At 42.1% G+C, this 26783-nt stretch carries 20 protein-coding genes; 11 read left to right on the top strand and 9 right to left on the bottom strand.

The features are described 5' to 3' along the window. Positions 1-73: 73 nt before the first annotated feature. Together ABJH64_RS18735 and ABJH64_RS18730 are read right to left on the bottom strand one after the other, a co-directional pair. Positions 74-1462, bottom strand: coding sequence for an MATE family efflux transporter (locus ABJH64_RS18735; protein WP_348276089.1), 1389 nt, complete (start codon positions 1460-1462; stop codon positions 74-76). 250 nt (positions 1463-1712) lie between these two features. After that, positions 1713-2672: a tryptophan 2,3-dioxygenase family protein gene (locus tag ABJH64_RS18730; protein WP_348276088.1), complete on the bottom strand. Its 960-nt coding sequence runs from the start codon at positions 2670-2672 to the stop codon at positions 1713-1715. A 119-nt stretch (positions 2673-2791) separates the two neighbouring features. Here ABJH64_RS18730 and ABJH64_RS18725 point away from each other — a divergent pair, with 119 nt between their 5' ends. The 7 genes from ABJH64_RS18725 (at position 2792) to ABJH64_RS18695 (ending at position 8737) form a co-directional block, all read left to right on the top strand. Beyond that, on the top strand, positions 2792-3997 hold the full coding sequence (locus tag ABJH64_RS18725) for an acyl-CoA dehydrogenase family protein (RefSeq protein ID WP_348299460.1): 1206 nt from the start codon (positions 2792-2794) through the stop codon (positions 3995-3997). A 449-nt stretch (positions 3998-4446) separates the two neighbouring features. Next, positions 4447-4767 carry a metalloregulator ArsR/SmtB family transcription factor gene (locus tag ABJH64_RS18720; protein WP_348274787.1) on the top strand — a complete coding sequence of 107 codons (321 nt, stop codon included), beginning with the start codon at positions 4447-4449 and terminating at the stop codon, positions 4765-4767. Further along, a complete protein-coding gene (locus ABJH64_RS18715; protein WP_348274786.1) occupies positions 4764-5273 on the top strand; it encodes an SRPBCC domain-containing protein in 510 nt (169 codons plus the stop codon). The genes ABJH64_RS18720 and ABJH64_RS18715 overlap by 4 nt, the downstream gene beginning before the upstream one ends. Beyond that, positions 5270-5644: a DoxX family protein gene (locus tag ABJH64_RS18710; protein WP_348274785.1), complete on the top strand. Its 375-nt coding sequence runs from the start codon at positions 5270-5272 to the stop codon at positions 5642-5644. The genes ABJH64_RS18715 and ABJH64_RS18710 overlap by 4 nt, the downstream gene beginning before the upstream one ends. A 574-nt stretch (positions 5645-6218) precedes the next feature. After that, positions 6219-6986: an SDR family oxidoreductase gene (locus ABJH64_RS18705; protein WP_348274784.1), complete on the top strand. Its 768-nt coding sequence runs from the start codon at positions 6219-6221 to the stop codon at positions 6984-6986. A gap of 700 nt (positions 6987-7686) precedes the next feature. Further along, positions 7687-8418, top strand: a complete 732-nt coding sequence (locus ABJH64_RS18700; protein WP_348274783.1) for a serine hydrolase domain-containing protein — start codon at positions 7687-7689, stop codon at positions 8416-8418. Continuing rightward, positions 8393-8737, top strand: a complete 345-nt coding sequence (locus ABJH64_RS18695; protein ID WP_348274782.1) for a hypothetical protein — start codon at positions 8393-8395, stop codon at positions 8735-8737. Before ABJH64_RS18700 ends, ABJH64_RS18695 begins: the two co-directional genes overlap by 26 nt. 175 nt (positions 8738-8912) lie before the next feature. Here the strand turns inward: ABJH64_RS18695 and ABJH64_RS18690 are convergent, their stop codons facing one another. Together ABJH64_RS18690 and ABJH64_RS18685 are read right to left on the bottom strand one after the other, a co-directional pair. Further along, positions 8913-12680 (bottom strand): T9SS type A sorting domain-containing protein, encoded by a 3768-nt coding sequence (locus tag ABJH64_RS18690; RefSeq protein ID WP_348274781.1) that lies wholly within the window; start codon positions 12678-12680, stop codon positions 8913-8915. A 201-nt stretch (positions 12681-12881) separates the two neighbouring features. Continuing rightward, positions 12882-13976 (bottom strand): DUF1573 domain-containing protein, encoded by a 1095-nt coding sequence (locus ABJH64_RS18685; RefSeq protein WP_348274780.1) that lies wholly within the window; start codon positions 13974-13976, stop codon positions 12882-12884. A 70-nt stretch (positions 13977-14046) separates the two neighbouring features. Between ABJH64_RS18685 and trpS the strand changes: the two genes are divergently transcribed. Further along, a complete protein-coding gene (trpS, locus tag ABJH64_RS18680) occupies positions 14047-15021 on the top strand; it encodes a tryptophan--tRNA ligase (protein ID WP_348274779.1) in 975 nt (324 codons plus the stop codon). A 476-nt stretch (positions 15022-15497) separates the two neighbouring features. Here trpS and fabF read toward each other — a convergent pair whose 3' ends face one another. The 3 genes from fabF to ABJH64_RS18665 all read right to left on the bottom strand — a co-directional run bounded on the left by fabF (position 15498) and on the right by ABJH64_RS18665 (position 18351). Continuing rightward, positions 15498-16754: a beta-ketoacyl-ACP synthase II gene (gene fabF / locus ABJH64_RS18675; RefSeq protein ID WP_348274778.1), complete on the bottom strand. Its 1257-nt coding sequence runs from the start codon at positions 16752-16754 to the stop codon at positions 15498-15500. 122 nt (positions 16755-16876) lie between these two features. Further along, positions 16877-17299 (bottom strand): hypothetical protein, encoded by a 423-nt coding sequence (locus ABJH64_RS18670; protein WP_348274777.1) that lies wholly within the window; start codon positions 17297-17299, stop codon positions 16877-16879. Positions 17300-17370: 71 nt separating this feature from the next. Continuing rightward, on the bottom strand, positions 17371-18351 hold the full coding sequence (locus ABJH64_RS18665) for a zinc-dependent alcohol dehydrogenase family protein (protein ID WP_348274776.1): 981 nt from the start codon (positions 18349-18351) through the stop codon (positions 17371-17373). A gap of 479 nt (positions 18352-18830) precedes the next feature. Here ABJH64_RS18665 and ABJH64_RS18660 point away from each other — a divergent pair, with 479 nt between their 5' ends. The 3 genes from ABJH64_RS18660 (at position 18831) to ABJH64_RS18650 (ending at position 23208) form a co-directional block, all read left to right on the top strand. Further along, a complete protein-coding gene (locus tag ABJH64_RS18660; RefSeq protein WP_348274775.1) occupies positions 18831-19598 on the top strand; it encodes a glucose 1-dehydrogenase in 768 nt (255 codons plus the stop codon). 242 nt (positions 19599-19840) lie between these two features. After that, positions 19841-20719, top strand: coding sequence for a 3-hydroxyacyl-CoA dehydrogenase (locus ABJH64_RS18655; RefSeq protein ID WP_348274774.1), 879 nt, complete (start codon positions 19841-19843; stop codon positions 20717-20719). Positions 20720-20811: 92 nt separating this feature from the next. Next, positions 20812-23208 carry a 7TM diverse intracellular signaling domain-containing protein gene (locus ABJH64_RS18650; protein WP_348334704.1) on the top strand — a complete coding sequence of 799 codons (2397 nt, stop codon included), beginning with the start codon at positions 20812-20814 and terminating at the stop codon, positions 23206-23208. A gap of 6 nt (positions 23209-23214) precedes the next feature. On the opposite strand, the gene ABJH64_RS18645 is transcribed toward ABJH64_RS18650, so the two are convergent. Together ABJH64_RS18645 and topA are read right to left on the bottom strand one after the other, a co-directional pair. Continuing rightward, positions 23215-24381, bottom strand: coding sequence for a carboxypeptidase-like regulatory domain-containing protein (locus ABJH64_RS18645; protein ID WP_348274772.1), 1167 nt, complete (start codon positions 24379-24381; stop codon positions 23215-23217). A gap of 50 nt (positions 24382-24431) precedes the next feature. Next, positions 24432-26759 carry a type I DNA topoisomerase gene (gene topA, locus ABJH64_RS18640; protein WP_348274771.1) on the bottom strand — a complete coding sequence of 776 codons (2328 nt, stop codon included), beginning with the start codon at positions 26757-26759 and terminating at the stop codon, positions 24432-24434. Between the last annotated feature and the right edge of the window lie 24 nt (positions 26760-26783).

Genomic DNA, 26783 nt, shown 5'->3' with positions numbered 1-26783 from the left:
AAGCGAGGTTTGGGAAAAGCAGGTCAACCATAGCATCTGCGCTCTCTTCGTCAATCTCGGTGGTTAAAAAAAATCAACCAATTCCCGTCTCCAGCCAATCTCCCCTATTCCTTAAAGTTCTGATTTTCCAGTAACCAGTTTTATAATAAACATAGGCAACTAAAGCAGCCACAAGATTGGAAAGCGGAAAAGCCCACCATATTCCTTCAAAGCCTAATTCTGTCTTTTGAGAAAGCACAAACGCCAACGGAAAGCGAACCATCCAAAGACTAAACACAGAAATTAACAGGGAAGCCTGAGTGAATCGAGTGCCGTTAAACAAGCCATTTAAGACTTGCTGAACCCCCAGAAGTCCAAAACTCGGAGCCATAATCCGTATAAATCTAGCTCCATCCTGAATTACCAGAGGGTCATTTGGAACAAAAAAAGCTGTTAGTCGCTCCGCAAAAGCAAAAAGTAAAAGGCCAATTCCTGTCAATCCAAAGAAGGCAATCTTCGCGCTCAAATCCCCTACTTTCTCTGCTCCCCGTATATGTCCTGCGCCCACTTGCTGGCCAACTAAGGTGGTCGTAGCGATGGCCAATCCCAGCGCAGGCACGATCACCAAACTCAGGATCCTCGCTCCGATCCCATAGGCAGCCACCACTTCCGAACCAAAGCTAGTCACCAGCATGACCATCACGGTCATGGCAGCAGCTCGGGAAGATTGCTCCAAACTGGCAGGAATGCCGAGCTCCACCATGCGCTTCACCCATTTGAACTGAGGTCGCATGTGTGACAACTTGATTTTTAATCCACGTTTTCCACGGAAAAGAATCAGGATTCCCACCAACGCAGAAATCCCCTGGGTGATCACACTCGCTATCGCTGCTCCAGCCACACCGTAGCCCTCAATACTTCCATATCCGAAAATAAATAGCGGATCCAACACCAAATTAAGAAGCACAGTACCCAACACGATGTACATGGGAAGCAGCACATTGCCGATGCCTCGCATCAAGGATTGGAACACAAAAAACATAAACAAGAAGACGAAGCCCCAAGAGGAAACTTCAAAATAAGTCACTGAATCGTCCAGAATCTCAGGCCCTGCTCCTACTAGATTCATCAATGGAGAAGCAGAAAAATAACCCAGAATAGCCAGTCCAATGGATACCAGAAAAATAACCATAACGGTTTGGGAAGCACTGAAATCAATCATTTTCTGATCATTCGCACCTTTGAACTGCGAGACAATCACCGTCCCGGCAAGTGTCAATCCTGCTCCCAACGACAAAACCAGAAATAGAATCGGGAAACTAATACTGACTGCAGCCACCGCATTGGCGCCAAGTCGTCCCAACCAAAAAGTATCAATCAATTGGTAGGCAGTCTGCAACACATTAGCCATAATAATCGGCCAAGCGAGGGTAAATAGGCTACGAACCAAACTGTCTTGCGCTAGTGGATTTTTCTTACTCATGCTTGGTTTGATTGAAATGAAATGTCCATTCTCTTCAAGATGCCCGTAATATTCGAAAATCAGAAATTAATTCGCCGCATTTAGAAGAATTACATTTAAGGGGTGTTTTGAAGAATACCTTGGCTCTTTACGAGTAGCTTTCCTTCAACCTGAAAATCCAAAAAATAGAACACCTATTCAAACCCCGGGTAATTACTCTAGCATCTTGACTTTAGCCTCTTTTGATTCACAATTCTTAAGACTTAAAAACCTACTCTTCGCCGAAAATCTCCTTTACCACCCAGCCTTTTCCCCAGTCCTCTCTCTCCTGCTCAGTCCAAAGCTCAGGATAGAAAATCACTTTCTGAAAGCGAGGAGGCAAGTATTTCTGCCAATTGGTACCGCCGGTAGCCGCGATATCTACAGGATCTCTTTGCAGAAAACGCACCGCAGATTTATAATGGGCCAGTGGCCAAAAAACATTTGCTTTGAGGTCAAACTGCTTCATCAGCTCGGTCAGTTCTTGAGACGGCTCATCTATATCTAGGTATCTCTGCCAGATATTCTTGCGTCTATAGGCATCGATCAGATCCATCAACTTCCTTCGATATTTATCTTCGAAGTTTTTTAGCGATAGTGTCTTTTCGCCAGTAGCCAATTCAATGGCTCCTTGCTGCCAATACAAATCCTCAAAAATTTCATCCGTAGGAGTATGATAATCCGGCCCTACACGCTTGTTCAACGCCACCAGGTTAAAAGCATCAGCGGCCATCAGCTCGATCTCTCGATACTGAGCACTTTGAAAACCACTGGCTGGGAGCAAAGACATCCGAAACTTGAGGAATTGCTCCTGCTCCATCCCTTTCCACATCAGGGCAAAGGAACCGATCAGCTGGTCAAAGTACATATTAATTCGCTCCAGCCTATTGACAAAAAATACTTGATTAAGCGATTGATTATCAGAAATCTGCTCCATTTCAGAGATGATCAACTTAAAATACAACTCCGTGATCTGATGATAAATGATAAAAATCTTCTCGTCTTTGAAAGAAGTCTTAGGCTGCTGAAGGGAAAGCAAGACATCTAAATTGATATAGTCCCAATAAGTCAGGTAATTAGCGTAGTGCAAGCCTTCCAGGTAAGAAAGCATATCCTGACCTGAAGCTTTAAATTTACGTTGGAGTTGCTCTATTTTATCTAATATCTTAGGATCAAAATGAGATTCCTGCATGAGTTTTATTTTAAAGGAAATGATAGTTTTTTACCCCCTTTTCTGGTTATTTAGAAGCCAGGAGAAAGATAAAATTCTCGACAAAAATCACAGATTCATCTTTATAAACCAAAAATAACATGGCCTCAGTTGAAATCAGAAAGTCTCTGAAACAAGATACCTTTGAAGGAGTTGATTTTTTAGACCTAGATGATTTGCTCACCGATGAGCATAAATTGATCAGGACTTCCATACGGGATTTCGTCAAAAAAGAGATTTCTCCCTACATAGAAGACTGGGCTCAAAAGGCTCATTTTCCTAGTGAAATAGTGAAAAAATTCGGTGATGTGGGCGCATTTGGCCCGCAAATCCCTGAGCAATACGGAGGGGGAGGGTTGGATTACATCGCATACGGACTCATCATGCAGGAGATTGAGCGGGGAGATTCTGGCATGCGTTCAACGGCATCCGTGCAAGGCTCACTAGTGATGTACCCTATTTACAAGTTTGGATCAGAAGAGCAACGGAACAAATATCTTCCAAAGTTAGCCTCTGGCGAAATGCTAGGTTGCTTCGGATTGACTGAGCCGGATCATGGCTCTAACCCTAGTGGCATGGTCACCAACTTCAAGGACATGGGCGACCACTACGTACTGAATGGCGCCAAGATGTGGATTTCCAATTCTCCCGAGGCGGATATAGCAGTAGTCTGGGCAAAAAATGAAGAAGGAAGAATTCACGGCCTGATCGTAGAGCGAGGAATGGAAGGATTCTCTACTCCAGAAACTCACGGGAAGTGGTCGCTTCGCGCATCCTGCACTGGAGAATTGGTTTTTGATAATGTGAAAGTGCCAAAAGAAAACCTGCTACCTGGCAAATCAGGTTTGGGTGCCCCATTGATGTGTTTGGATTCTGCACGATTTGGAATTGCCTGGGGAGCGATTGGTGCTGCGATGGACTGTTATGAGTCTGCAAGAAAATACGCTGCTGAGCGTATCCAATTCGGCAAACCTATCGCGAGCTTTCAACTGGTACAGAAGAAACTCTCCGAGATGCTGACCGAAATCACCAAAGCCCAACTTCTAGCCTGGAAAGTCGGCAAGATGATGAATGAGGGCAAAGCCAAAACAGTCCATATCTCCATGGCCAAACGGAACAATGTGGAAATGGCACTCAACATCGCCCGGGAAGCTAGACAAATTCATGGCGGAATGGGAATTACCGGAGAATACCCTCTCATGCGCCATATGATGAACTTAGAATCTGTAGTCACTTATGAAGGTACGCAAGATATTCACTTGCTGATCTTGGGTCAGGAGATTACAGGGATTCCGGCTTTTGGTTGAGGTTTTTCCACCGAGTGGGCGCAAAAGTAAACGAGTATAAACGGCAATAGTGTAGGAAAAATTTGTTTGTGCGGAAATTTAACTAAGCTTACTAACCACAAATTAAAGGAGATATATCACCAAGTACTTGTGGATATAAGCCCGATTTGGGTAGATGTTACCGATTAGGGGTATAAGATCATTATGCCTTAACCTAAAAGATGATACGACCGACATAAATCTAACTTATATTATGTCTTAATTAATTGTAATTATAGTGGCTGTCAGTTCCGGCTTTCAAATACTGCACTTGCCATATCCAACCCGTTAGCAGCAAGATTAGGACGGCTCACCAAACCGACAATTCCGACTGGTATTTGTAAGATTCTAAAAAAAATTCAAAAAAATTGAACAAAGAAATTGTGTATTTACTTGCAACCGTTTAGTTTCATAACTTGTAAAACAGACTCATGCGAAGAGACATTTTTCAAGCAATTGCAGACCCTACAAGACGAGCTATTATCGTCTTAATTGCATTACAAGCAATGACACCCAACGCCATTGCCGAAAACTTCAACACGACACGGCAAGCTGTTTCAAAGCACCTACGCATTCTGACGGAATGCGAACTTGTAAAAAAAGAACAAAAGGGTAGAGAAATTTACTACTCACTTGAGATTGATAAAATGAAAGAAATAGAAAAGTGGTTAGAACAATTCAAAAAGATTTGGGAGACTAAATTCAATCAATTAGATCAAGTATTATTAACAATTAAAGACCAGAAAAAATGAACAATCTACTATTTAACTTCACGGTTGACAAAGCAACCAACACAGTATTGGTTAACAAAGAATTTGCAGCCGAACTGCCATTGGTTTGGGACGCATTTACAAAACCAGAACTACTTGACCAATGGTGGGCACCACTACCTTGGGTTTCAAAAACTAAAAAAATGGACTTCAAAGTGGGCGGAAAACGTTTTTACGCAATGGTAAGTCCCGAAGGCCAAGAACATTATTCGATTGAACAATATACGGCTATTAACCCTAAAACTAATTTACACTGGGCGTCATCCTTTGCTGACAAACATGAAAATATCAACGAAGAATTTCCAACTTCCAATTGGGAATTAAATTTTACCGAGCAAGACGGAATAACAAAAGTGAACATTGCAATAAAACACAAAACACTTGCCGACATAGAAATGCACATTCAAATGGGCTTCAGAGAAGGATTCACAATGACCTTAAATGAACTTGAAAAGTTATTAGCCACACTTAAAAAAATAAGAGGTTGAAAAAGAACAAAATAATTTTCTGGACAGCTACTATCATTATCGCTCTTTGGGAAGCCGCAATGCCTTTGGTAACATGGATTTTAGCACCAGAATACATGACCATTGGAACTAAAGCATTGGGTTATCCGGACTACTTTGCGTTCACATTGGCGATAGCAAAAGTTTTGGGAGTAATTGCAATTATTACTACAAAGACACCAAAAATACTGAAAGAATGGGCTTATGCAGGACTTTCGTTTACATTAATCTTTGCATTTATAAGCCATCTCATGGTGGATAAAAACGTTGGGTTTATGCTTATGCCATTGGCGTTTTTAGGCATTCTTGCAGTTTCATATATCTATAACAAAAAACTAAATTCTAATAAGTAATTCCGACCGACTATCCTACAACTACTGAATTTAGAATATAGAAAAACTCTTGCAAATCGAGTGAATCGGCATGAGCTACAGGCCTGAGGTGCGCCTCTGATAGGCCCAGTTTTCGGGGGAGCTTACAAAGCCGTCTACTCTTTTGATTTGGCTTTCAAATAATTTAGATACTTACGAAAACAGTTTAAGTGATGCTTATTTATAAGCACGGACGAACTTAGCATTTAAAACAATCTTCATTTAAATGAGGATAGATCTACAAACCAATAAACTAAAACCTTTAAGCAAAAAAAGACTTTTAAAACTACGTCAAAGTGAGTAAAATCAAGTAAGGGTAAAAATTTATTAGCCCCATTTTTAACCATGGCAAAAATAGGCCTAGAGTAGTAATTAAAGGATAATTCACTTAACAACCTTTGTGAAGTAGCACAATACATTTTCAGATGACATGAGCGAGACAGAAGATGCACTCGTGGCAGTAGATATATTCAGAAAAGATTGGAGTCAAGAAAAAATAGAGCTATTATAAACATTTGAAAACAAGTGTCATTATCCCTAACTAAATAAAAACAAAATGAAAAGACTTGAAAATAAGACGGCCATCATTACAGGAGGTTCAGGAGGAATAGGTGTGGTTACCGCTGCGCGATTTTTAGAAGAAGGTGCAAACGTGACCTTGGTGGACTTGAATCAAGAAGCCCTGGACAAGGCGGTAAAAGAGTTAGACGCTGGCGATAGAGTATTGGCTGTGAAAGCCGATGTATCGAGTGCCGAAGACACCAAAAATTACATTCAAAAAACCATCGACACTTTTGGTAAGCTCGATATTATGTTTGCCAATGCGGGTATCGAAGGTAAAGTAGGCTCTTTTGAAGATTATGATGACGATACCTTCGATTTGGTGATGAAAGTAAATGTGAAAGGAGTGTACCTATCTATCAAGCACGCGATTCCCGCCTTAAAAGCTGCGGGAGGCGGTAGTATTGTTGTTACAGGGTCTATTACTGGTATGCAGGCTACCAAACGCGCCGTAGCTTACAGCACCTCTAAGCATGCCGTTACTGGCCTTATGCGCACCGCAGCCGTCGAAGTAGCCAAGGATAAGATTCGGGTCAATTCCATTAACCCTTCGCCCGTAGATGGCAGAATGATGCGCTCTCTCGAGTCGGGATACAATCCCAAAGAAGCAGAGGCAGCTCAGAAAAATCTAGAGAGTCTCATCCCAATGGGTCGCTATGCCGAAGCATCAGAAATTGCCAATCTTGCCCTGTTTTTAGCCAGCGATGAAAGTCAGTTCATTACCGGTACCGTCAACCCCATAGATGGTGGAATGACTGCATAAATTTCCTTGTTGCATGCTGGTAATACTAGCGATTATTACCACCGACTGATATCTTTTCAGTTGGTGGTAATTCCCGATTCAACTTTCAAATTGATCGATTCACCACCACGTTTATTCTATAGACGAAGACATTTGACAGTCAGGAAAAATGACACAAAAGAAAGAGCGGAAAAACTGCCGCACTAGCGCTTAAAGAGTTAATCCGCCCTCTTTAATTTTACTATTCAACTCGTCGTTTTGAAGGTTTAAAATGAACGTATTATTTGCGGTCAGTGTACCAAGTTAAGATCTACCAAAATAGGAATGCTAATCGATTAGCGGCCGTGAGACTTAAGCCCACGGTGCACCTCTAACGCCATCGCACATAGGGAGCTTCCCGATAAAAATCGGGACAAGCTGTACCTGCCTTATCGGCAGAGAGGTACGGCGCTTCACTGAATCTCAAGTTTTGATTTAGCGTAATAGTGCAGCATTCTTAAATAGCCTTTACTTCTCAGTTTGGAAAGTGTAATTGTGGTTCCCAGTATGATTCTTTGATACATTGCAGCAGACCAGTTTCAGTATTTGAGTTACTTTTCAGGTTGAAACGATCATCTTTTTGGTCTATATTCAACATTCAAAGCACATCAAATGGCTACAAAACAATTCCTTCGGGACACGTTTACTAGCAGGGCCATTTGCTTATACTTCCCAAAACCACATGCCCTCACCTAATCTCAAACAAACCCTCCGAATCCTCTTTATCCTCGCTAGTATAGGTTCACTTTATTTTGTTCCCTGGCCGTTGGTAAAGGCGTGGATACTTCCCCTACCCGATTCGGTGCAGGAACAGGTAGAGGAAGGAGTAGCACAGGGATTTGATGGTATGATTGTTTACGTGGATCAGGGTGGAAAGCCAGCTGAATTCTATGCCGCTGGTTGGCACAATAGGGACAAGAAAAAACCTGCCTACTCAGGAGCACTTTTTAAGATCGCCAGCATAAGCAAACTTTATATCGCTGTTGCTGTAGCTAAATTAGTCAATGATGGACGATTGGATTTAAATAAAACGCTGGGCGAATACTTTCCAGATCTGAAAGGAAGAATAGAAAATGCAGATAGAATCACACTCCGAATGCTGGTGCAGCACAGATCCGGAATTCCTGATTATTCCCGTACACCTAACTATTGGGTAGATCCGCCTATAGCCAATCGTGACAATCTTGAACTGATATTGGATAAGTCTGCTGATTTTGTTCCTGATGAGAGCTACGGGTACTCCAATACCAATTACTTATTGATAGGTGAGCTACTTGATAAGGCACTAGGATATAACCATCATCGGTATATCAAGGAAGAGATTTTAAATCCACTGGGACTGAATAATACCTACAGCTTGGTTAGTGATGTGGATGATTTGGATGATAATGAGCGGATATTATGTCGGGTATGAAGAGGATTTGAGATATAATGAATTCATCAATGCTGCCGGATCTATGGTTGCCACTGCAGAAGATGTGGGCATTTTCATCCGGGCATTGAATGATGGTTCTGTGTTCAACGAAGGCGAACAAGAGATCTATTCTTCCATTTATGTTTACGAGCACACAGGTCTCCTTCCCGGCTATCAGAGTATTGCCAAATACCACAGAGACATTGACACAGTCATTATCCAATTCAATAATACCACTGACTTTGATGGCTATGAATGGAGTTTAGCAGAGATCATCTATGCCCGTGTGGTGAAGATTGTGAAGCGAGATAGAAAATAGTAAAAATGCTCTTTACTTCTTATGTCTAATCTGATAGCTACAAGTAAGAGCTGGAATCTAAGGCTTGCGGTTCAACGTAAGCTATTCCCCTTTTATCTTAAGCGTGAATAGTTTATTTACAAAAAACCTCTCGTAAAATTCAATTCACGACAGGTTTTGATTTCTATTCAATATGTCACCTCTTAACCAACTTCCCAACAAACACACGGCTATCGGGGCTTTCAAGCATGATCACGTAAATTCCTGCGGCCAAGCGAGAAATCGCCAGCGTTATCTCTCTCGGACTTTGATGAATGACCTCCACACTTGAACTGACATCAGCACCAGTAGAATTAAAGACTCTCATGGAATTCCCGGCAAATTCCAAATCTCCTAGCGCTTGGACTTTCACTTCTGAAGAAGCGGGATTTGGATAGATTTTCAACTCCTCAGTTACCAAGATGCTAGGGTTGAAAATTCCCGATATCATTAAAGTCACAGCCTTCAACCTGGCCATACAACCCGCCTCATTTGTCAATTCCACCGCGAATTCTCCCATTTGGTTCACGGTCAATGTTCGCTGGGTAGCGCCTGCTATTTTATCTCCATTTCTAAACCATTGGTAAATGAAATTACCATCAGGTGCACTGAGAATATTTCCATCCACAGTAATTTCTCCAGTTGGTTCAGGGCTTATTTCCACTTCAAACTTAGCTGTTTCAATTAGGCAACCCCCAGTATTTTGAACAACAGCATGGTAACTTCCTCCCTCCGAAATCTCCAAAGTCGTGCCCTTTGCTCCCGGAATCTCCGTTCCATTTTTTCTCCACCTGACTACTTCAAAGGCTTCATCTGATACTAATGCTAGTGTCTGCTTCTGCCCAGCACAAAGAGTGGCTGAACCTTGAATAATCACTGGCTTGGTGGTAATTGTCTCAACAGCAAAGGTGTTGGTCTCAAAAAGACAACCTCCCGAATAGAGAATGACAGCTTGATAGCTTCCTCCTTGTGTGATTTCCAAGATTTTATTTTTTGCTCCAGTGATCTCCGTACCATTTCTTCTCCATCTCAGCACTTCGAATTCAGCAGCAGACTTTAAGGTAAGCGTCTGCTGTTCTCCGGCACAAATTGCAGGATTACCAGTTATCGTAACAGGGGAAGCATTTTTAGAGGTGACAAAGACCTTAGCTGTTTTCTCGGTTACATTTCCAGCGCCATCCTCAGCTCGAAGTTCAACTGTCACCTCCTTGCCTACATCCATACAGGTCAGGTTTTGCTTATTGATTGTAAGACTTGTAATGCTACAATTATCGCTTATCGACTCAATGAAATCTTCAGCCTTTAGTGCAAATCCGTCCACAGTCAGATCTAGCTCAACTTCTATGTTTTTAACTTTCAAAACTGGTGGCAATTTATCCTGCACGACAACCTCAATTTTCTCTTCCCAGGTATTGCCGATATCATCCTTGATAATCACATTTACTAGCTGAGCGCCTATATTTTCACAGTTAAATGCTGACTTGCTCAGCGTGGCAGTGAAGCTGGGATTTGACGAAGGCCAAGACTGGAAGACGTCCTCTAGTGTCAATTCTGCTTTTCCTTCACCATCCAAAAGAAGTTCTATACGAGCTTTAACGGGTGGGAAATCCGCTGAGGAATACTGTACTGCTAGAAAATCTGATTTTACAGTACACCCAGATTCCAGCATGAGAAGCGCATAATACACCTCTGGTTTACTTATTTTTATAGCTCTATTTTGAGATTCATTGATGAGCCCGCCCATTCTGTACCATCCCAAAACTTCATACTGAAGCTCATCGCCTAACTTGATTTCAGTTTCTCCACCTTCGTAAAGGGGAGTCACTTGAGTTAGTGACACTTTTTTAGACTCCTGTACATTTCCAACTATTACGTTGACATTTTTAGAAAAGGAGTTCCCAGAAGGGTCGGTTGCGGTGAGTACGACAGGAAATTTAAAAATAGGTTGATCTGGATTTTGATAAATATCAGCACAGGTAACTTCATCTTCATTAATCAGCTCAGCTATATCCATCGTGATATTCCAGAAACTGGAAGAGCAATTGTCTCTAAAATCCACCACATCAAAATCTGCTATGGAAATTGAAATTTTTCCAACCACCGGATCAAAAAGAAAGTAAGCATTGGCTGCTTCAAACTTGGGAGCGATAGTATCTAACACATACAACCTGATGTCATCAACCCATTCCTGATTAGTATCGGTATTTTTGGAAGTAATCGTAACCTCATTAAAGCCTAAATTTTCACAATCGAATTCAAATCCTTTGGATGAGGTAAAGGTAAATGGCTCACCGTCCTCAAGCGCTCCTTCCAAAAAGTCATCCGACTTTAAAAAAGCTTTGCCTTCATAATTAAGATAAATAGCGACTGAATCTTTCACTTCTCGACGTTCTGATTCCGCTCTTTTGGAAAATTCTAAAATAAATGAGCCAAATGTTTTATCTGTATGCTTTACCTGATGCGGAATATTGCCTTTAGGCTGCATCGAATTTGTCCAATTCATAGGAAATGAAATCATCTCCCCAGTTTTTTTTCCAACTTTCCGATGTACTTCATCAAAGGGGTTTTGCACATCCCTGATCACGTAATCGATCCCAGCTTCAATAGCATATTGAGAAAAATCTACAGAAATAACTTCCTGATCACTTAGATTCAAAATAGTCACATAATACAGATTCGAATCGTATTTATTCTGTACAACTAGAATTTCTGCTGGCTTTTGTGGGATAGTCAAAAGATTACTATTTCCATCAAACCCAGAGGTAAGTTTCCAATCTGAGAAACTCAACCCATTGAATACATTGGTACTATTTGAGAAATTAATATAGGCATTCGATTTCCATGTGGACTCTGTATAGGAAGAGTAATCCTCGTAAACACTTATGAACTGCCCGCTCGTATTAACCAACAAATTTTCAGTAAATGATAAGCGTGATGCTGGTAGTAACTCCACTTGATTGCGACCGCCATAAATTTTATTACCTGTGAATTTGAAATTCAAATTTGGGTAAAAAGTTCTTCCTAACGTCACATTACTAACTCCCGATGGCTCAAGCCTTCCTCCTTGCAAATCGGAATAAAATATATTTCCAGTGACCACTATATCACTACTCAGGTTATTCCTTGATCCTATACTCAAGTTATGAGGTGGCCGAAATAAGATAGGATTGAAGTCCGCAAAAACCCCAGTATTAAAGGACACATTTTTGTCAACAATTAACCCTCGATTGATAGGATTGGTAGTATAGATGTTTATGCCTTGAGAGGCATTTTGAAAGACGATATTGTTCACAATTTCCTTAGGGAAATTAACCTCATCGTGCTGTATATACATCCCATGCCCATATCCTCGAGGCACTTCTTGAAAACCGTTGTTGAAAACCACACAGCCATACACCTCCAGGTTCAACCCTGATCTCCATAACTGCAGCCCCCCTCCCACTACATCATAAATCCAACAATTGATCAATTTATTGTGATCACCAGTTACAGTAATTCCAGCTTCTATTTCAATGGCAGCAAAACCGTTACTGGCGTCGGGATTTCTGTTGGTACTCGATGAGGTCACATGAATACCTATAAACCAAGTATAATTACCTTTAACGAGGATTCCAGATTCCCCGCTTCTATTTCTTCCTGCATCAATTATGGCCTTTCCCGCATTCAGTGGCATGATTCGTATAGGCTTTTCAGCAGTCCCATACAATTCAGAAATAAAATTTCCCGGATAAGTCCCATCTGCCATCATCAAAGAATCTCCTGGAAGTAATGGTGAAGAAGTGCCCAAAGCAAATTCAAGTGACCAGGCTTCTAAAAGTGAATTCCCGGAATTTGAAGCGCTTCCACTTGGAGACGCATACTTTTTTGCTGCAAGGGTAGGCAGCGTACAAACTAAAAAAAGCAGGATAAGCAGGTTTTTTTTCATTTCAGATTCAAAAAAAATCACGTTCAAATGACTTGCTATTTTTGAAAACCCTAAGCAGTGTAGGAATAAAAATAACTCAGTAAACCGCTAACTCAAAGAATATTTACATAAACAAAAGCTGATTATTAGACCAAACAATTAGTCTAATACTCAATATCGTCGGATTGTATCAGCGAAAATGTTAAACGATTGTGATTGAGCTTACTCGACCCTACTTTTCAGCAAGAACATTTGCACGGGATTTACTGGGTCATTAGTGAAAATATAGATGTTCCGCTGATCAATACCCTGTCTTCCTTTCGGATCAAAAACCACTTTGAGTTGGATAGACTCTCCCGGGTCCAAAGAAGTTTTTGGTAGTTCCAATTTCAGGCATTCACAGTTCCCCTGTATTTTCTTTATTTCGAGCACTTGTCTTCCACGGTTGCTCAGGACTACATTTTCCACACGAATGGTTCCAGAGCTAATCGTCTTCAGATCGATTTCCTTTGGAGTGATGACGAGCTGAGGTACCAGGTTTAAGTTTTCTTTGGCAAAAGGGGCATAATATTCAAACACATCTGCCAAAACATCCAGCTGTATAAATGTGGTGCTATCTTTCCAATTCACTGAAATTTGATCTTCGAAATAGCCCAGGTCATTTTTCTTCGCTCCATCATAAACCACCTGAAGCAATCCACGATCGTTTGGTAAAATAGAATCTGTCAGCTGCATCACCTGTATGTATTCAGGCGCTGAAAACTGAAGACTATCTTTATAAAAAGGCTTATTACCAAAATTAAAAACTTCCACTTGTTTTACCTTTGGCTCGTTTGTGAACACCTCACCTACGTTAACTTTGGCAAGCCGGAAGCCCAAATTCCCTTTTCTGGTTCTATAAGTCCCTACTGGATCACTAGCTCTCGGGATGGCGTTCCCTTCAATATAAAGCGTATCCTGAACCCCCATTAAATTGCCTTTAACAACGATCATTCTGGAGAAAAATCCAGCTCCTGAGGAAGGGTCAAAAGCAACTTGTAAGGTGCCGCTTTCACCTAACTGCAAGGTATCCCGGGTATAATTTACTGTCGTGCAACCGCAATCTGTCACGACACTTTCAATATAAAAAAGAGAATCCTGGGTTTGGGTAAATTGAAATTCTGCCACTTGAATTCCCTGTTCTTCCAGCAGCGTCCCTAAATCCACCTTATTCACTGCCCATATTAATTTGGGAGAGATAGGCTCTTGAGCGCGTGCAAGTTGCGCGAATAAACAAAGGAATAAGAGAATACAAAGGATCTTTTCAATTCTAAACATACCCGCAATTAACGCATAATTTCAAACGTATTACAGGCTGTTTTACTTAATTTGCGCCAAAATCAAACCAATGGCAAGAGTACTTACAGGCATTCAAAGCAGCGGCAGACCACATTTAGGAAACATCCTCGGCGCGATCGTCCCTGCTATCAATTTGATCAAACAGAACAAAGAAGAGTCCTACATTTTTATCGCAGACTTGCATTCACTCACCACTTCCAAAGACGGTGAGCTCCGCAAGCAAAACACCCTCGCGGTGGCTGCAGCCTGGTTAGCCTTTGGTTTGGATATTGAGAAAACGACTTTTTATCGCCAATCCAGAAGACCAGAAGTAGCTGAGTTGACTTGGTATCTAAACTGCTTCACTCCATTCCCCATGCTGGCAAATGCCCATAGCTTCAAGGATAAGGCGGAAAAACTTTCCGATGTCAATGCAGGCTTGTTCACCTATCCGGTATTGATGACTGCAGACATTTTGCTGTATTCAGCAGATTTAGTTCCTGTGGGAAAAGATCAAATACAGCACTTAGAGATGGCTAGAGATATCGCATCGACTTTCAACAGAATCGTAGGAGAAGATATTTTGACTATTCCTGAAGCCAGGGTTGATGAAGTAGTAAAGACCATTCCAGGCACAGACGGGCAGAAGATGAGCAAGTCATACAATAACTTCATTGATATTTTCCTTCCTGAAAAAGCCCTGAAGAAAAATGTAAATAGCATCGTGACGGACAGCAAAGGATTGGAAGAGCCAAAAGATCCAGAAACGGATAATGTGTTTAAACTGTACAGTTTAATCGCTTCCGAAGCGCAAACGAAACAGATGCGTAGGAATTACGAAGAAGGGAATTATGGCTATGGCCATGCCAAAAAGGAGCTCATGGAACTGATTATGGAAAAGTATAAAGAGGAACGCAAAGCCTTTGATTACTACATGAGTCATCCTGAAGAAGTAGAAAAGAAGTTGGCAGCTGGAGAAGAAAAGGCTAAAGCTGTAGGGGCGGAATTGTTGGATAAGGTCCGAGTGAAGCTGGGGTTTAGGTGAATCCTCGCGGCGACGCGACGACGCGGCGTTTGATAACGGTTGAGGTGTAATTTCGACAGAGGTACGAAGGAGAAATCTCCTCGAAGGTTTTGAAAAAAAAGACTCCCGCCACGGCGCGAAGGCGCAATATTTTTCGTAGAGAAATCCACCTTTCGTCTTTGCAGGAACCAGGAAGCATTCTCGATTATCTTTTTTAGCTATTCGGGATTGGTAATCCTGAAGGACTACCAGAGGATTTCTAATATTACTTGCCAAAGGTAAGGCCGGTAAGAGCCCAGAATGTCTGTGATAGCTATCTGGATTCTGGGTAAGCTTGCAATTAGTAAAGAAAGAGAAAGTGCCAAAGGCACGATCAATATTGGATTTAGCGATTCGCAATTCCGATATAGTATCTCAGGGTTTTAAATCCTTTTGCGACCCCTGCGACTTTGCGGTAAAAAAAAGTAAAACCTTCGGGGTCTCAGAGACCCCAAAGGTTACACAAACTCCCTAAAAATCACCGTGGCGTTATGTCCTCCAAAACCAAAGGTATTGCTCAAGGCCACTTTCACTTTTTTCTCTAACGCCTGCTTGGTCACAATCTGAATTCCTTCAGGAATGGCAGGATCCAAATTCTCCGTATTGATCGTAGGTGGAATAACCCCCTCATTGATAGCTTTCGTACAGAAAATCGCCTCTATCGCACCTGCCGCTCCCAGCAAATGCCCTGTCATGGACTTAGTCGCAGAGATATGAAGATTCTTCTGATCGCCTTTCGAAAGCCTAGAAATAGCCTTAATCTCGCTCAAATCTCCAGTTGGAGTGGAAGTCGCATGGGCATTGAGGTAATCCACTTCCTGAATACTAAGACCAGCTTCCTCAAGTGCAAACTTCATACACATGTAAGCTCCTTCGCCCTCAGGATGTGTTGCAGTGAGATGATACGCATCAGCTGTCATCGCAGCACCTACCACTTCTCCGTAGATCTTGGCACCACGCTTTTTCGCATGCTCATATTCCTCCAGGATCAAAGCTGCTGCTCCCTCTCCCATTACAAAACCATCTCGCTCAGCATCAAATGGCCTAGAAGCGGACGCAGGATTTTCATTTTTGGTAGAAAGTGCTTTCAAGGCGCTGAAACCTCCCATAGCGGCCTCCGTGATCGGCGCATCTGAGCCTCCTGTAATAATTACCTTCGCTTTTCCCCACTTGATGTAATTGAAAGCATCCATGATCGCGGAGTTCGAAGAAGCACAAGCTGTGACAGGCGTGTAGTTGATTCCCATAAAGCCATGCTTCATTGAGATCACTCCAGATGCCATGTTCACCAGGTATTTTGGGATAAAAAACGGGTTAAATCGTGGATTGAGGTCATTCCCCACAAATTCCTTCATCTCCTGCTCGAAAGTACCCATTCCGCCTTGGCTAGAACCCCAAATCACTCCCCCATCAAATGGTGATGCAAGTTGACTTACATCCAAACCTGCGTCTTCCATAGCTTCAGCAGCCACATACAAACCGTATTGGGTGTAAAGATCTGATCGCTTGATATCATTTCTGTCCAATCTCAGGCTAGGGTCCCAATTTTTAAGTTCGCTGGCAAACTGAGTTTTGAATTTCTCAGTATTGAAATAGGTAATTGCTGCTGCTCCACTTTTTCCTTCTTTGGCGTTTTGCCAGTTAGATTTCACATCATTCCCAAGAGCAGACAAAGCTCCCAAACCAGTGATTACCACTCTTCTTGAATTTATCATTTTTTTTTATTCAGGGGAAAAAACTCCCATTCTCATGAAAAAACCCAGCTACTCACCGGGTTTTTTCTATAGATAACTATAAAAATCTAATGTCTTACTACTGATATCTTTTTACTGAAAAACTACCTGCTTCTCCAAAGATCCTTCAGCTGTCTTCCGTTGATCAGCATCACAAATCGCGCTGGATTGGGAATTAAGACTATCCTCACGTCTTGCTTATCAAATTGCTCGGACTCAATAGGAACGCCCTGACTTCCAGAGACTTCGTAGCTGATGACACCATTGGCATCAGGAAGAAGTGGTTTGTAGGCATTAGCGATATAAGCTGTAGGCAACAAAATATCTGTATCAGACTTCAACTTCTCTTGAATTTTTTCAATTTCCGCCTCTAGCCTGTCCTCGTATTTATCATTGAAATCATCTTCCAAATCATGAAGTGCTTCTTCCAGATCGTCGTAGCTGGCGTCGCTATAATCCATTGCGGCCAATTGATTTCGTTTTTCTACTATTTCGGTAAGCTCCTTATCCAGCGTATCCCAATTCATTCCTTTTAATTTTTGATTTAAACTGCAAAGATGGCAATTCCCTTTTTTTATGAAGAACTATTTCAGAGAAATTAACTCACCAGAAGGATTTTTCCATTTCTACCTGGAGTATTGTAAGCCTCTATGGCAGCTTTGATTTCTGTCAAAGGGAAGGTTTCAGCCACTTCCGCAGTCGAATCATCACTCATCAAGAAGGCTTGAGTTTCTTTGTAAAGTTGCGCTCTTTCTTCCTTCGAAATTCGCTGCAACTCACTAGTCAACCAAAATCCCTCTATCGTAATTTCCTTGAAAATCATCATTCCTGTATTGACAGGCATGTTTTGCATACTCAATAATCCAAAGACGTACATGGTTCCTGATTGCTTTAGGCAATTCAGTGCTTTGGCTCCTAGCACACCTCCCACCGCATCAAACACAGCCGAAACTCCTTCGCCGATTTGATCGGATATCTCTTTTCTCAAGTCCTCTTTCTCAGTATTAATCACCAAATCAGCACCTAGGTTGGTTAGGTAGCTTTTCTGCTCATCGTGGCGAACGGTACAGGCTACTTTGATACCTTTTGATTTGGCTACCTGTATGGCAAACTTACCAAAAGCCGAAGCTCCAGCAGTCAACAAAAGCCATTCTCCTGCCTTCAACTTAGATTTCTGAACCATCGCCACCGCTGTCACAGGATTGACAAATGCCTGGCAAGCTACTTCAAATGACATCCCATCCGGCATAGGAATCACCTGCTTGGAAGGAAGGGTAATGTACTCTCTCCAAGTCCCTGTATTGGTTCCTTGAGCAGTAAACATCACGCGAGTACCCACCGGGATTTTGCCGTCAGCATCCGACTTACTCACGACTCCAGCCGCTTCAAAACCTGCACTACTGGGTAACGTAGGCTGTATCCCATACCTACCTTGGATAAACATCAGGTCAGATGGATTAATATTTCTAGCTTTTACTTGGATCTGAACTTCATCCGCTTTTGGTTCAGGCGCAGGAGATTCTCTTACCTGTAAAACATCCTGAGGTAGTCCAGTTTTTTCAAAAATTACTTCTATCATCGTGTGTGGCTATTTAGTTTAAATAAGTTTATATGATTATCCGCTTTTCTACCAGTAAGGTGGAACAAGCAATGTAGCAAATGTTAAACTTAAGAATTGAGGCCGCTTCGGTCACCGGACTTCCAACCAGATAAGCAAGGAATATAAGGTGAATGGCATTATTGCGGATAATCATATAAGTTTAATATGAATTTCCAATAGTAAAGCAGCTTGACAAAATACATGTTACCGGATATCATTCTTTGGACGATGGCTTTGCAACAATATAGTTTCGCTTGGATAATTATCATCATTATTAATCAATAGACAGCTAACATCCAGCATCAGACACCTAACATCCACCATCGGACATCTATCATCGGACACCCGGCACCCGACATCCAACATCCGACAACAATCTTTTAACTAAGAATAATCTGCAATCGTTCGGGCATACTATCTTTCTTTTTTTATCTTGAAGCTAGAAAACTAACCTACGTATGGATCTCTCCACATTATTCTCCTTAGAAGGAAAAGTCGCGCTTATCACAGGTGCAAGTAAAGGAATTGGCTTTAGTATCGCAGAAGTTTTTGCAGCCGCTGGCGCAAAAGTGGTGATTTGTAGTCGAAAACAAGAGGCGCTCGATGAGATGGCTAATCAACTGAAATCCAAAGGCTATGAAGCGACAGGCATTGCTTGCAATGTGGGAAACATGGATGAACTTCCCGATTTGGTAGCCAAAACTGTAGCCCAATACGGACAATTGGACATCCTTGTCAACAATGCGGCTACAAGTCCTGTCTTCGGTCCAGTGCATGAAACTAGCCCCGATGCCTTCGATAAAATCATGAATGTGAACCTCAAAGCACCTTTCGAACTCGCAAAGCTCTGTCGGCCGCATCTCCGAAAATCCGCAAATGCCTCCGTAATCAACATCAGCTCCATAGGCGGAATTTCTCCAGAACATGGACTGGGTATCTATAGCGTGAGCAAAGCTGCTTTGATTTCCTTGACCAAAGTACTCGCTAAAGAATGGGGAGAAGCTGAGATTCGCGTCAATGCTATCTGTCCGGGTTTGATCGAAACTAAGTTCTCTGAGCCACTTTGGAACAATGAAAAAATCATGAGCATGGTCATGAAAAAGCTGGCAATCAAACGCGTAGGTTCTGCTCAGGAAATCGGAGCAATGGCACTTTTCCTCGCCTCTCCTGCCGCAGCCTACGTGACGGGTTCAGTCTTCACAGCTGATGGTGGCTTTACTATTTAAGAAAATGACCGGTGCTGGATGACCGATGTTTGATAATGAGCGACCAAAGTGTGGCTGGTAATCAAAATAAAAATTCTGATTATCAACTTCTCTGTCAGCACGTATTCGAAGCAGCTGAAGAAATGACAAACTCATAAAATTTAGTCGCATCGGTCATCGCTCATCGGTCTCCCAGCCTATCAAGCAAGGAAAATAGAGCAAGAGATATACTTAAACACTACAAGGCAGAAATTTTTACACGCATGGAAATTCGTAAAATAACGATCATAGGGGCTGGAAATCTTGGAACAAGAATAGGCCTTCAGGCGGCCATTTCAGGTTTTGAAGTGAAGGTCTATGACATTCATGAAAAGAGTTTGACACGATCTCTTGCTGCTATGAAAAAACTTCTAGCTCATTTAGTGCGGACAAACTATATCTTGGAGCAAGAAGGCGAGCGAGCATTGGAAAAGGTGGTTTTTACGCTGAGTTTAAAGGAAGCACTTGAATACGCTGATTTAGTCAGTGAAAGTGTGGTTGAAGATGCGGCTATCAAAACCAGCGTGTGGAAGAAAATCGGCGAACTTGCACCAGCACCTACTATTTTCACCACCAATACTTCCTATCTTCTTCCTTCTCAGTTTGCTGAAATTTCCGGCAGACCAGAGAAGTTTTGCGCCTTTCATTTTCATGACGTTTTCCACTCCAGAGTCGTCGATATAATGCCGCATGCAGGAACATCCGATGCAGTACTAGATCTTTTGGAGGACTTGGGCAGAAGACTGAATCAAGTCCCAATTTTGGTCAAGAAGGAGCATTCCGGGTATATTTTCAATACATTATTGATAGCTTGGATAGATGCAGCCGGCAGATTACTTACTGGGGAAATTGCCGAGGTAGAAGCAATTGACAAATCCTGGATGATCAACTTCGGGATGTCGGCTGGACCTTTTGGCATCCTGGATAATGTGGGTCTTGATACGGCTTGGCACATCACCAATGCAAGAAGAAATCCAGCTTCACGGGCTTTTGCATCACTTCTCAAAACCTATGTGGATCAAGGTAAGCTTGGCACAAAATCAGGTGAAGGCTTTTACACCTATCCTCACCCGAAATACAAAGACTCAGACTTTTTGAAGTAAATTCAGAAAACTCCATGCTCGAATGATCTACGAGCGATAAGTAACTCGTATTTTACGATGCCCTAAAGATTACCTCACGCTTAATCCAACCCATGAATCCATTGTATTTATGCATTACGTTGAGCTTGTTTTTTATACAAGTAGATCAAGGCATTTCACAGATTTCTGTTGATCAAAAATTAAACTTGCCTTATTCCCTGCATTCCATCGCTGAAATCGTGCAGGTAGATTCTTCCGAATATACCTTGGAGGATATCATTCAAAAAGGGAATTCACTGGAATATAATGCTCTGGAAAACCCCATCACCGACTTGGGGTTTACCGACCAAACGTATTGGCTCAGGTTTGCCCTTTCTAATGATTCCAAGTTGCCTCTGACTTTCTATTTGGAAACTGCCCGTCCTATCACAGATGTAGTCCATCTCTTTCAGATCCATAACGGTCAAATCATCTCGGATCAACTGAGTGGAGACCTGGTAAACTTTGCCGATAGACCCTTCAATCATCGAAAAATCATTTTCCCTATAACCATCCCGGCTAGCTCTTCGTCTCAGTTTTACATCAAATACCAAAGTGATGGAGAGGTCATCAGTATCCCGCTGGAGCTCAATGACACCTCCTCGCTAGTAGCTACTTCCTTCTTCAACCAGTTGATTTTTGGCTTTTTCTATGGAGTATTATTTTTAGCAGGGGCTACCTATCTGTTCTTTTATTTTGGAATGAAAGAGTCGAGCTTTCTCTATTATGTCGCATACGTGGTGTCAATAGCCTTTCTTCACATGAATCTTGATGGATACTTTTTTCAATTCATCACCCAAGAACCAGGTTGGTTCGCCAACCGCTCCTTACTAATCTTTGCCACCTTCAGTTCATTGGCCCTCACTGCTTACGCTTATTTCTACTTGAAGGCAGTCACAACCACCAGGTTTATCAAAAAATCCTACGAGTTTATGTTTGGTGCGAATGTAATACTCCTGATTTTTATTCTGACCTATTCCGTAGGACAAGCGTATTATTACCCTATTGTCAATGCTTTAGGTTTTCTTCTGCTTATTCTCATCATTCTCACGATAGTCCAAAGCTACCGATCCGGCAAACGGGTAGATATTTTCTTCAGCGTCGGTATAGCCTGTCTGACTTTAGGTTTCGTGATTTTTATACTAAATAATTTTTCCCTGATTCCTAATTCATTTTTGACTTCCAACGCATCCAAACTAGGCACTGGAGCTGAGATCATTTTTCTATCCCTGTCCATGGCAAATAGAATTAGATTGCTGAAAAGCGAAAAAGAAGAAATGCAAGAAATCGCTTTGTTAAGAGCGGAGGAATCCAATGACATCAAAACATTCTTTCTCTCCAATATGAGTCATGAGCTGAGAACTCCCCTCAATGCCATTTTGGGGCTTTCCAAATCTATCCTGAGCAACACGGATGATACCACTATCAAAAATAATCTGGAAGTCATTCAATATTCATCCATGTCGCTTCTTGGCTCAATCAATGATATCTTGGATTATTCCAAAATAGAAAAAGGAGAGCTCAAACTAGCACAGGTAGATTTTGATCTTCAGAAAATAATCCAGGAATTGAAGCTCATCACCAATCAAAAATCTCGTGAGAAAGGGCTGGAGTTTATCTATGAAGAGCGAAACACGATCAATACAAAACTGGTGGGTGATCCTATCCGGCTAAAACAGATCCTATCAAATGTGCTGAACAACGCTACCAAATTCACCCAAAAAGGTCAGGTGAAATTACTAGTCAATACAGAAGAGATAGCGGGTAACAAACTTCTATTGACTCTTGATGTAGAGGACACAGGCGTAGGTATTGCAAAAGAAAAAATCAACCGAATTTTCGATTCATTCAGCCAGGAGCAGATCAATGACAAAAGAAATTACGGAGGATTTGGAATTGGATTGTGTATCGTAAAAGCCCTAGTGGACCTGCACCAAGGCACTATAAAAGTAAGTAGTGCGAAGAATGAAGGGACTGTGGTTCACATCAGCCTAGAACTGGACAAGGCAATTTCATCCCAAAAACCTCAGGAATTAATGACGCCTGCACAGGCTGAGAAGCTTATGAAAGGCAGACATTTCCTAGTGGTAGAAGACAACACCGTGAATCAACTGGTGATCAAATCCATCTTGAGAAAATGGCAAGGTGTTAGTTTTGACTTTGCGAATAACGGGCTGGAAGCATTAGAGGCTGTGAAGATAAAACCTTACGACCTCATTCTCATGGATCTGCAAATGCCCGAAATGGATGGTTACGAAGCAACCGAGCTCATTCGTGCCGGAAATTCAGGAATTAATTCAGCGAATATCCCCATAATTGCGGTGACAGCTGACACTACGGAAAAGACGAAATCGCGGGTTTTTGCCATAGGAATGGACGATTATATCACTAAGCCTATTGATGCAGAGTTACTTTATGCAAGCGTAGAAAAAGCCCTTTACTTGGAAAAAATTAAGTTGAATATAGAGTGATAAGAGTTACTGCACTCCCTTGTTTGGCTCCACTGATGGGACATAATCTATAGGCAAAAGGTCAGCAACTCGCTCCCAGCCCATGTAGCCTTCTACTACAATTCCAAAAGGATCGGACAGGCTTCCATTTTCAAAAATCTCCACAGAATCATTCATCATTCTTATGATTGATGTTTGGACATCACGAGGCCCTCTACCCAATCCATTCGCATATAAAAAGCTCTCTTTTTCTCTGAGGTAGGTCACTAGAATATAATCCGAGAACTCCAAAAACTCTCTCTTTTCCCTGTTTTCAAGGATAGCAACTGAGGTAATCGGAATGGTATCGACTCTATCTTTAAATTTACCAGGACGGTCAGGGTCAGCTTCTCTAAATAATTTCCTCATCTCAAATCCTTCCGAGACAGTTTTTCCAAGATATACAGCTTTCAAAAAATGTTGCAAACTCCCATAGTACGCTTCCTGACGATTTCTTTCCACCTTTCGAAGTTTTCCCTTGGAAAGTTTTGAATCAGGAATAAAAAGTGGGAAACCGCTGTAAGTCACTATCCCACTTTTATAATCATTTTGAAAATGATCGAGCAAATACTCCAGTCGATAGCCTAGATTGATGTTATCAATTTTTAGAATATCCCTTGAGGAAGCTATCAGCGAACCTGGGACGGACTGATCGTCCAAGATCATAGACAACTCATTCAAGATTTCCGTCTTCATACTATTCTCAGAAGTTCCTAAGAAATACCGTTTGAATTCATCCAAATTTCTATACCAAGAAGGATCACGAACGTCACTCACCTCCATTTCTTCCAAATCTTCCTCTACAGCCACCAGCTTAAATCGGTATCCCTGCGGCTGAACCATGGAAGAAGGAAGATTAAATGTGAGTCCTTCATACCCTAAAATCCGAATAATCACCTCATAATTCCCATCAGGGATAGTCAATGTAAATTTCCCTTGCTCATCTGAAGAGGTCCCAAAAGTAGTGTTTGCTAAAAAAACCGAGGCATTGGGAATGGGTAATTCTGTTTCTAAATCAACAATAGTGCCCTTGAAGGTTGCCTGGGCATGGGTAGAAACGCCTCCTCCCAGCAAGAAGAATCCTATAATTAGTAGTAACAAAATAGATCTTGCCTTGTTCAAACTCATCAGTGCAAATAAGTAGGGGCGAAACATTTTTCGCCCTAGCGAATCAACTTCCGCCCTAACGCATCAACTTCTCATCCTTATTTTTTCTTCGCAAATCGCCCCCCTTTTTTCTTGGGCTCAGGCTGATTTTCAATGATATGAAGCGTCTCCTCATAAGTCAACTTTTCAGCCTCCTTATCCTTAGGGATTTTATAGTTGTTCTTACCCATCTTAATGTATGGCCCCCATCTTCCATTCAAAACTTGGATCTCAGGATTCTCATCAAAGGTTTTGATATGCTTCTTTGCATCTGCCTCTCGCTTATCCTTGATCAGTTGAATCCCTTCTTCCTCAGTGATGCTCAATGGATCCATCTCCTTTGGAAGGGAGACAAAATTACCGTCGTGTCGTACATAAGGACCAAATCTACCGATCGCCGCCACCATCTTTTTGTCCTCAAACATCCCGATATCACGCGGCAATTTGAATAATTCAAGCGCATCTTCCATCGTGATATTCTCGATGAATTGCCCCTTTTTCAAACTGGCAAATTGCTTCTCTTCGTCCTCTGAATCACCGATCTGAACCAATGGCCCAAATTTCCCAAGACGTACGATCATCGGCTTGCCACTCACCGGATGGTTACCCAGCTCTCGGCTTGAGTTGATGTCCTGTCTGGCTATTTGCTCCGTATCCTCTACATTCTTGTGAAATTTGCCATAAAAAGAATCCAGCATATCCTGCCACACTTGTCCTCCAGACGCGATTTCGTCAAACTCCTTCTCTACCCTAGCGGTAAAGCTGAAGTCAATTACATTTGGAAAATGCTCCACCAAGAAGTCATTCACCACCATCGCGATGTTGGTAGGGAAAAGCTTCTGCTTCTCTGCTCCTGTATTTTCAGTTTTAGTCGTGTCTTTGAAGGAGCCATTTTTGATCAGCATTTCCACATAATCTCTCGGAGTTCCATCTCTGGATTCCTTGATTACATATTCACGTCGTTGGATGGTAGAGATCGTAGGCGCATAGGTAGAAGGACGACCGATTCCCAGTTCCTCTAGTTTCTTCACAAGGGAAGCTTCTGTGTATCTAGGCGAGGCTCTGGAGAATGTCTCCCGACCTTTCATTTCTTGTAGCGCCAAGCTTTGTCCTATAGTCAATGGAGGCAACAGCGCTTTGCCTTCGTTGCTATCATCCTCTTCAGGCTCGTCATCTGTATCTTCGAGATACACTTTTAGAAAGCCATCAAACTTGATGATCTCACCTGTTGCGACTAGGTTTTGAGGCTGATTGGAAATATCGATGGTAATCACAGTCTTTTCCAATTCTGCATCGGCCATTTGCGAAGCAATTGCACGCTTCCAGATCAGCTCATAGAGCCGCTGTTCGTTACGTTCTCCACCCACAGATGAGTTGGCAAAATCCGTAGGCCTGATGGCTTCGTGAGCCTCTTGAGCACTTTCGGATTTAGAACTATATTTTCTTGATTTATGGTATTTCTCTCCGTATGAATCATAGATAGCCTTTTTGGCGGAAGCCATAGCATCATCCGATAGATTCACACTATCCGTTCTCATGTAAGTAATCTTACCCGCTTCATATAGCTTCTGGGCAACTGACATGGTCTGAGCCACTGAGAAATACAGCTTTCTACTTGCCTCTTGCTGAAGTGTAGAAGTGGTAAAAGGTGCCGCTGGCGTCTTTTTTCCAGGCTTTTTCTCAAGGTTGGCTACAGAGAAAGTAGCCGCTAGGCAATTCTTTAGGAATTCCTCTGCCTCAGCTTTGGTATCGAATTTCTTTGGAAGTTCGGCTTGAAAAGTTCTTCCTTCAACTTCGAAAATCGCTGTAATTCGAAAGCTAGATTTGGCCTTGTGCTGCTCTATTTCGCGCTCTCGATCTACGATTAACCGTACTGCCACAGACTGAACTCTACCTGCGGAAAGCCCCGTCTTGATTTTCTTCCATAGAATAGGTGAAAGCTCAAAACCTACCAAACGATCCAGAATACGTCTTGCCTGCTGGGCATTTACCAGGTCAATATCAATCCCTCGGGGATTTTCTATCGCTTTGGTAATCGCATTTTTGGTGATTTCTCTGAAAACAATTCTTCGTGTAGTATCATCCTTGAGTTTCAAAACCTCCTTGAGATGCCAAGAAATAGCTTCCCCCTCCCGGTCGTCGTCACTTGCTAGGTACACTGTCTCAGCGTTCTTCACCAGTGCCTTCAGATTTTTGATCACCTCTTTTTTATCAGCAGTGACCTCGTAGGTTGGGTTGAATCTATTTTTAATATCGATTGCTTTATCGCCTTTTGGAAGATCCCGCACGTGACCGTAGCTGGATGCTACTTTATAGTCCTTGCCCAGATACCCTTCAATGGTTTTGGCTTTGGCAGGTGACTCGACGATAACAAGGTTTTTTGACATAGAAAGGCGAATTTTCTGGGTTTT

The organism is Algoriphagus sp. (assembly GCF_039969895.1).
Classification (GTDB): Bacteria; Bacteroidota; Bacteroidia; order Cytophagales; family Cyclobacteriaceae; genus Algoriphagus.
The sequence above is the reverse complement of the archived record's forward strand: the minus strand, read 5'-3'. Positions and strand labels throughout refer to the sequence as shown.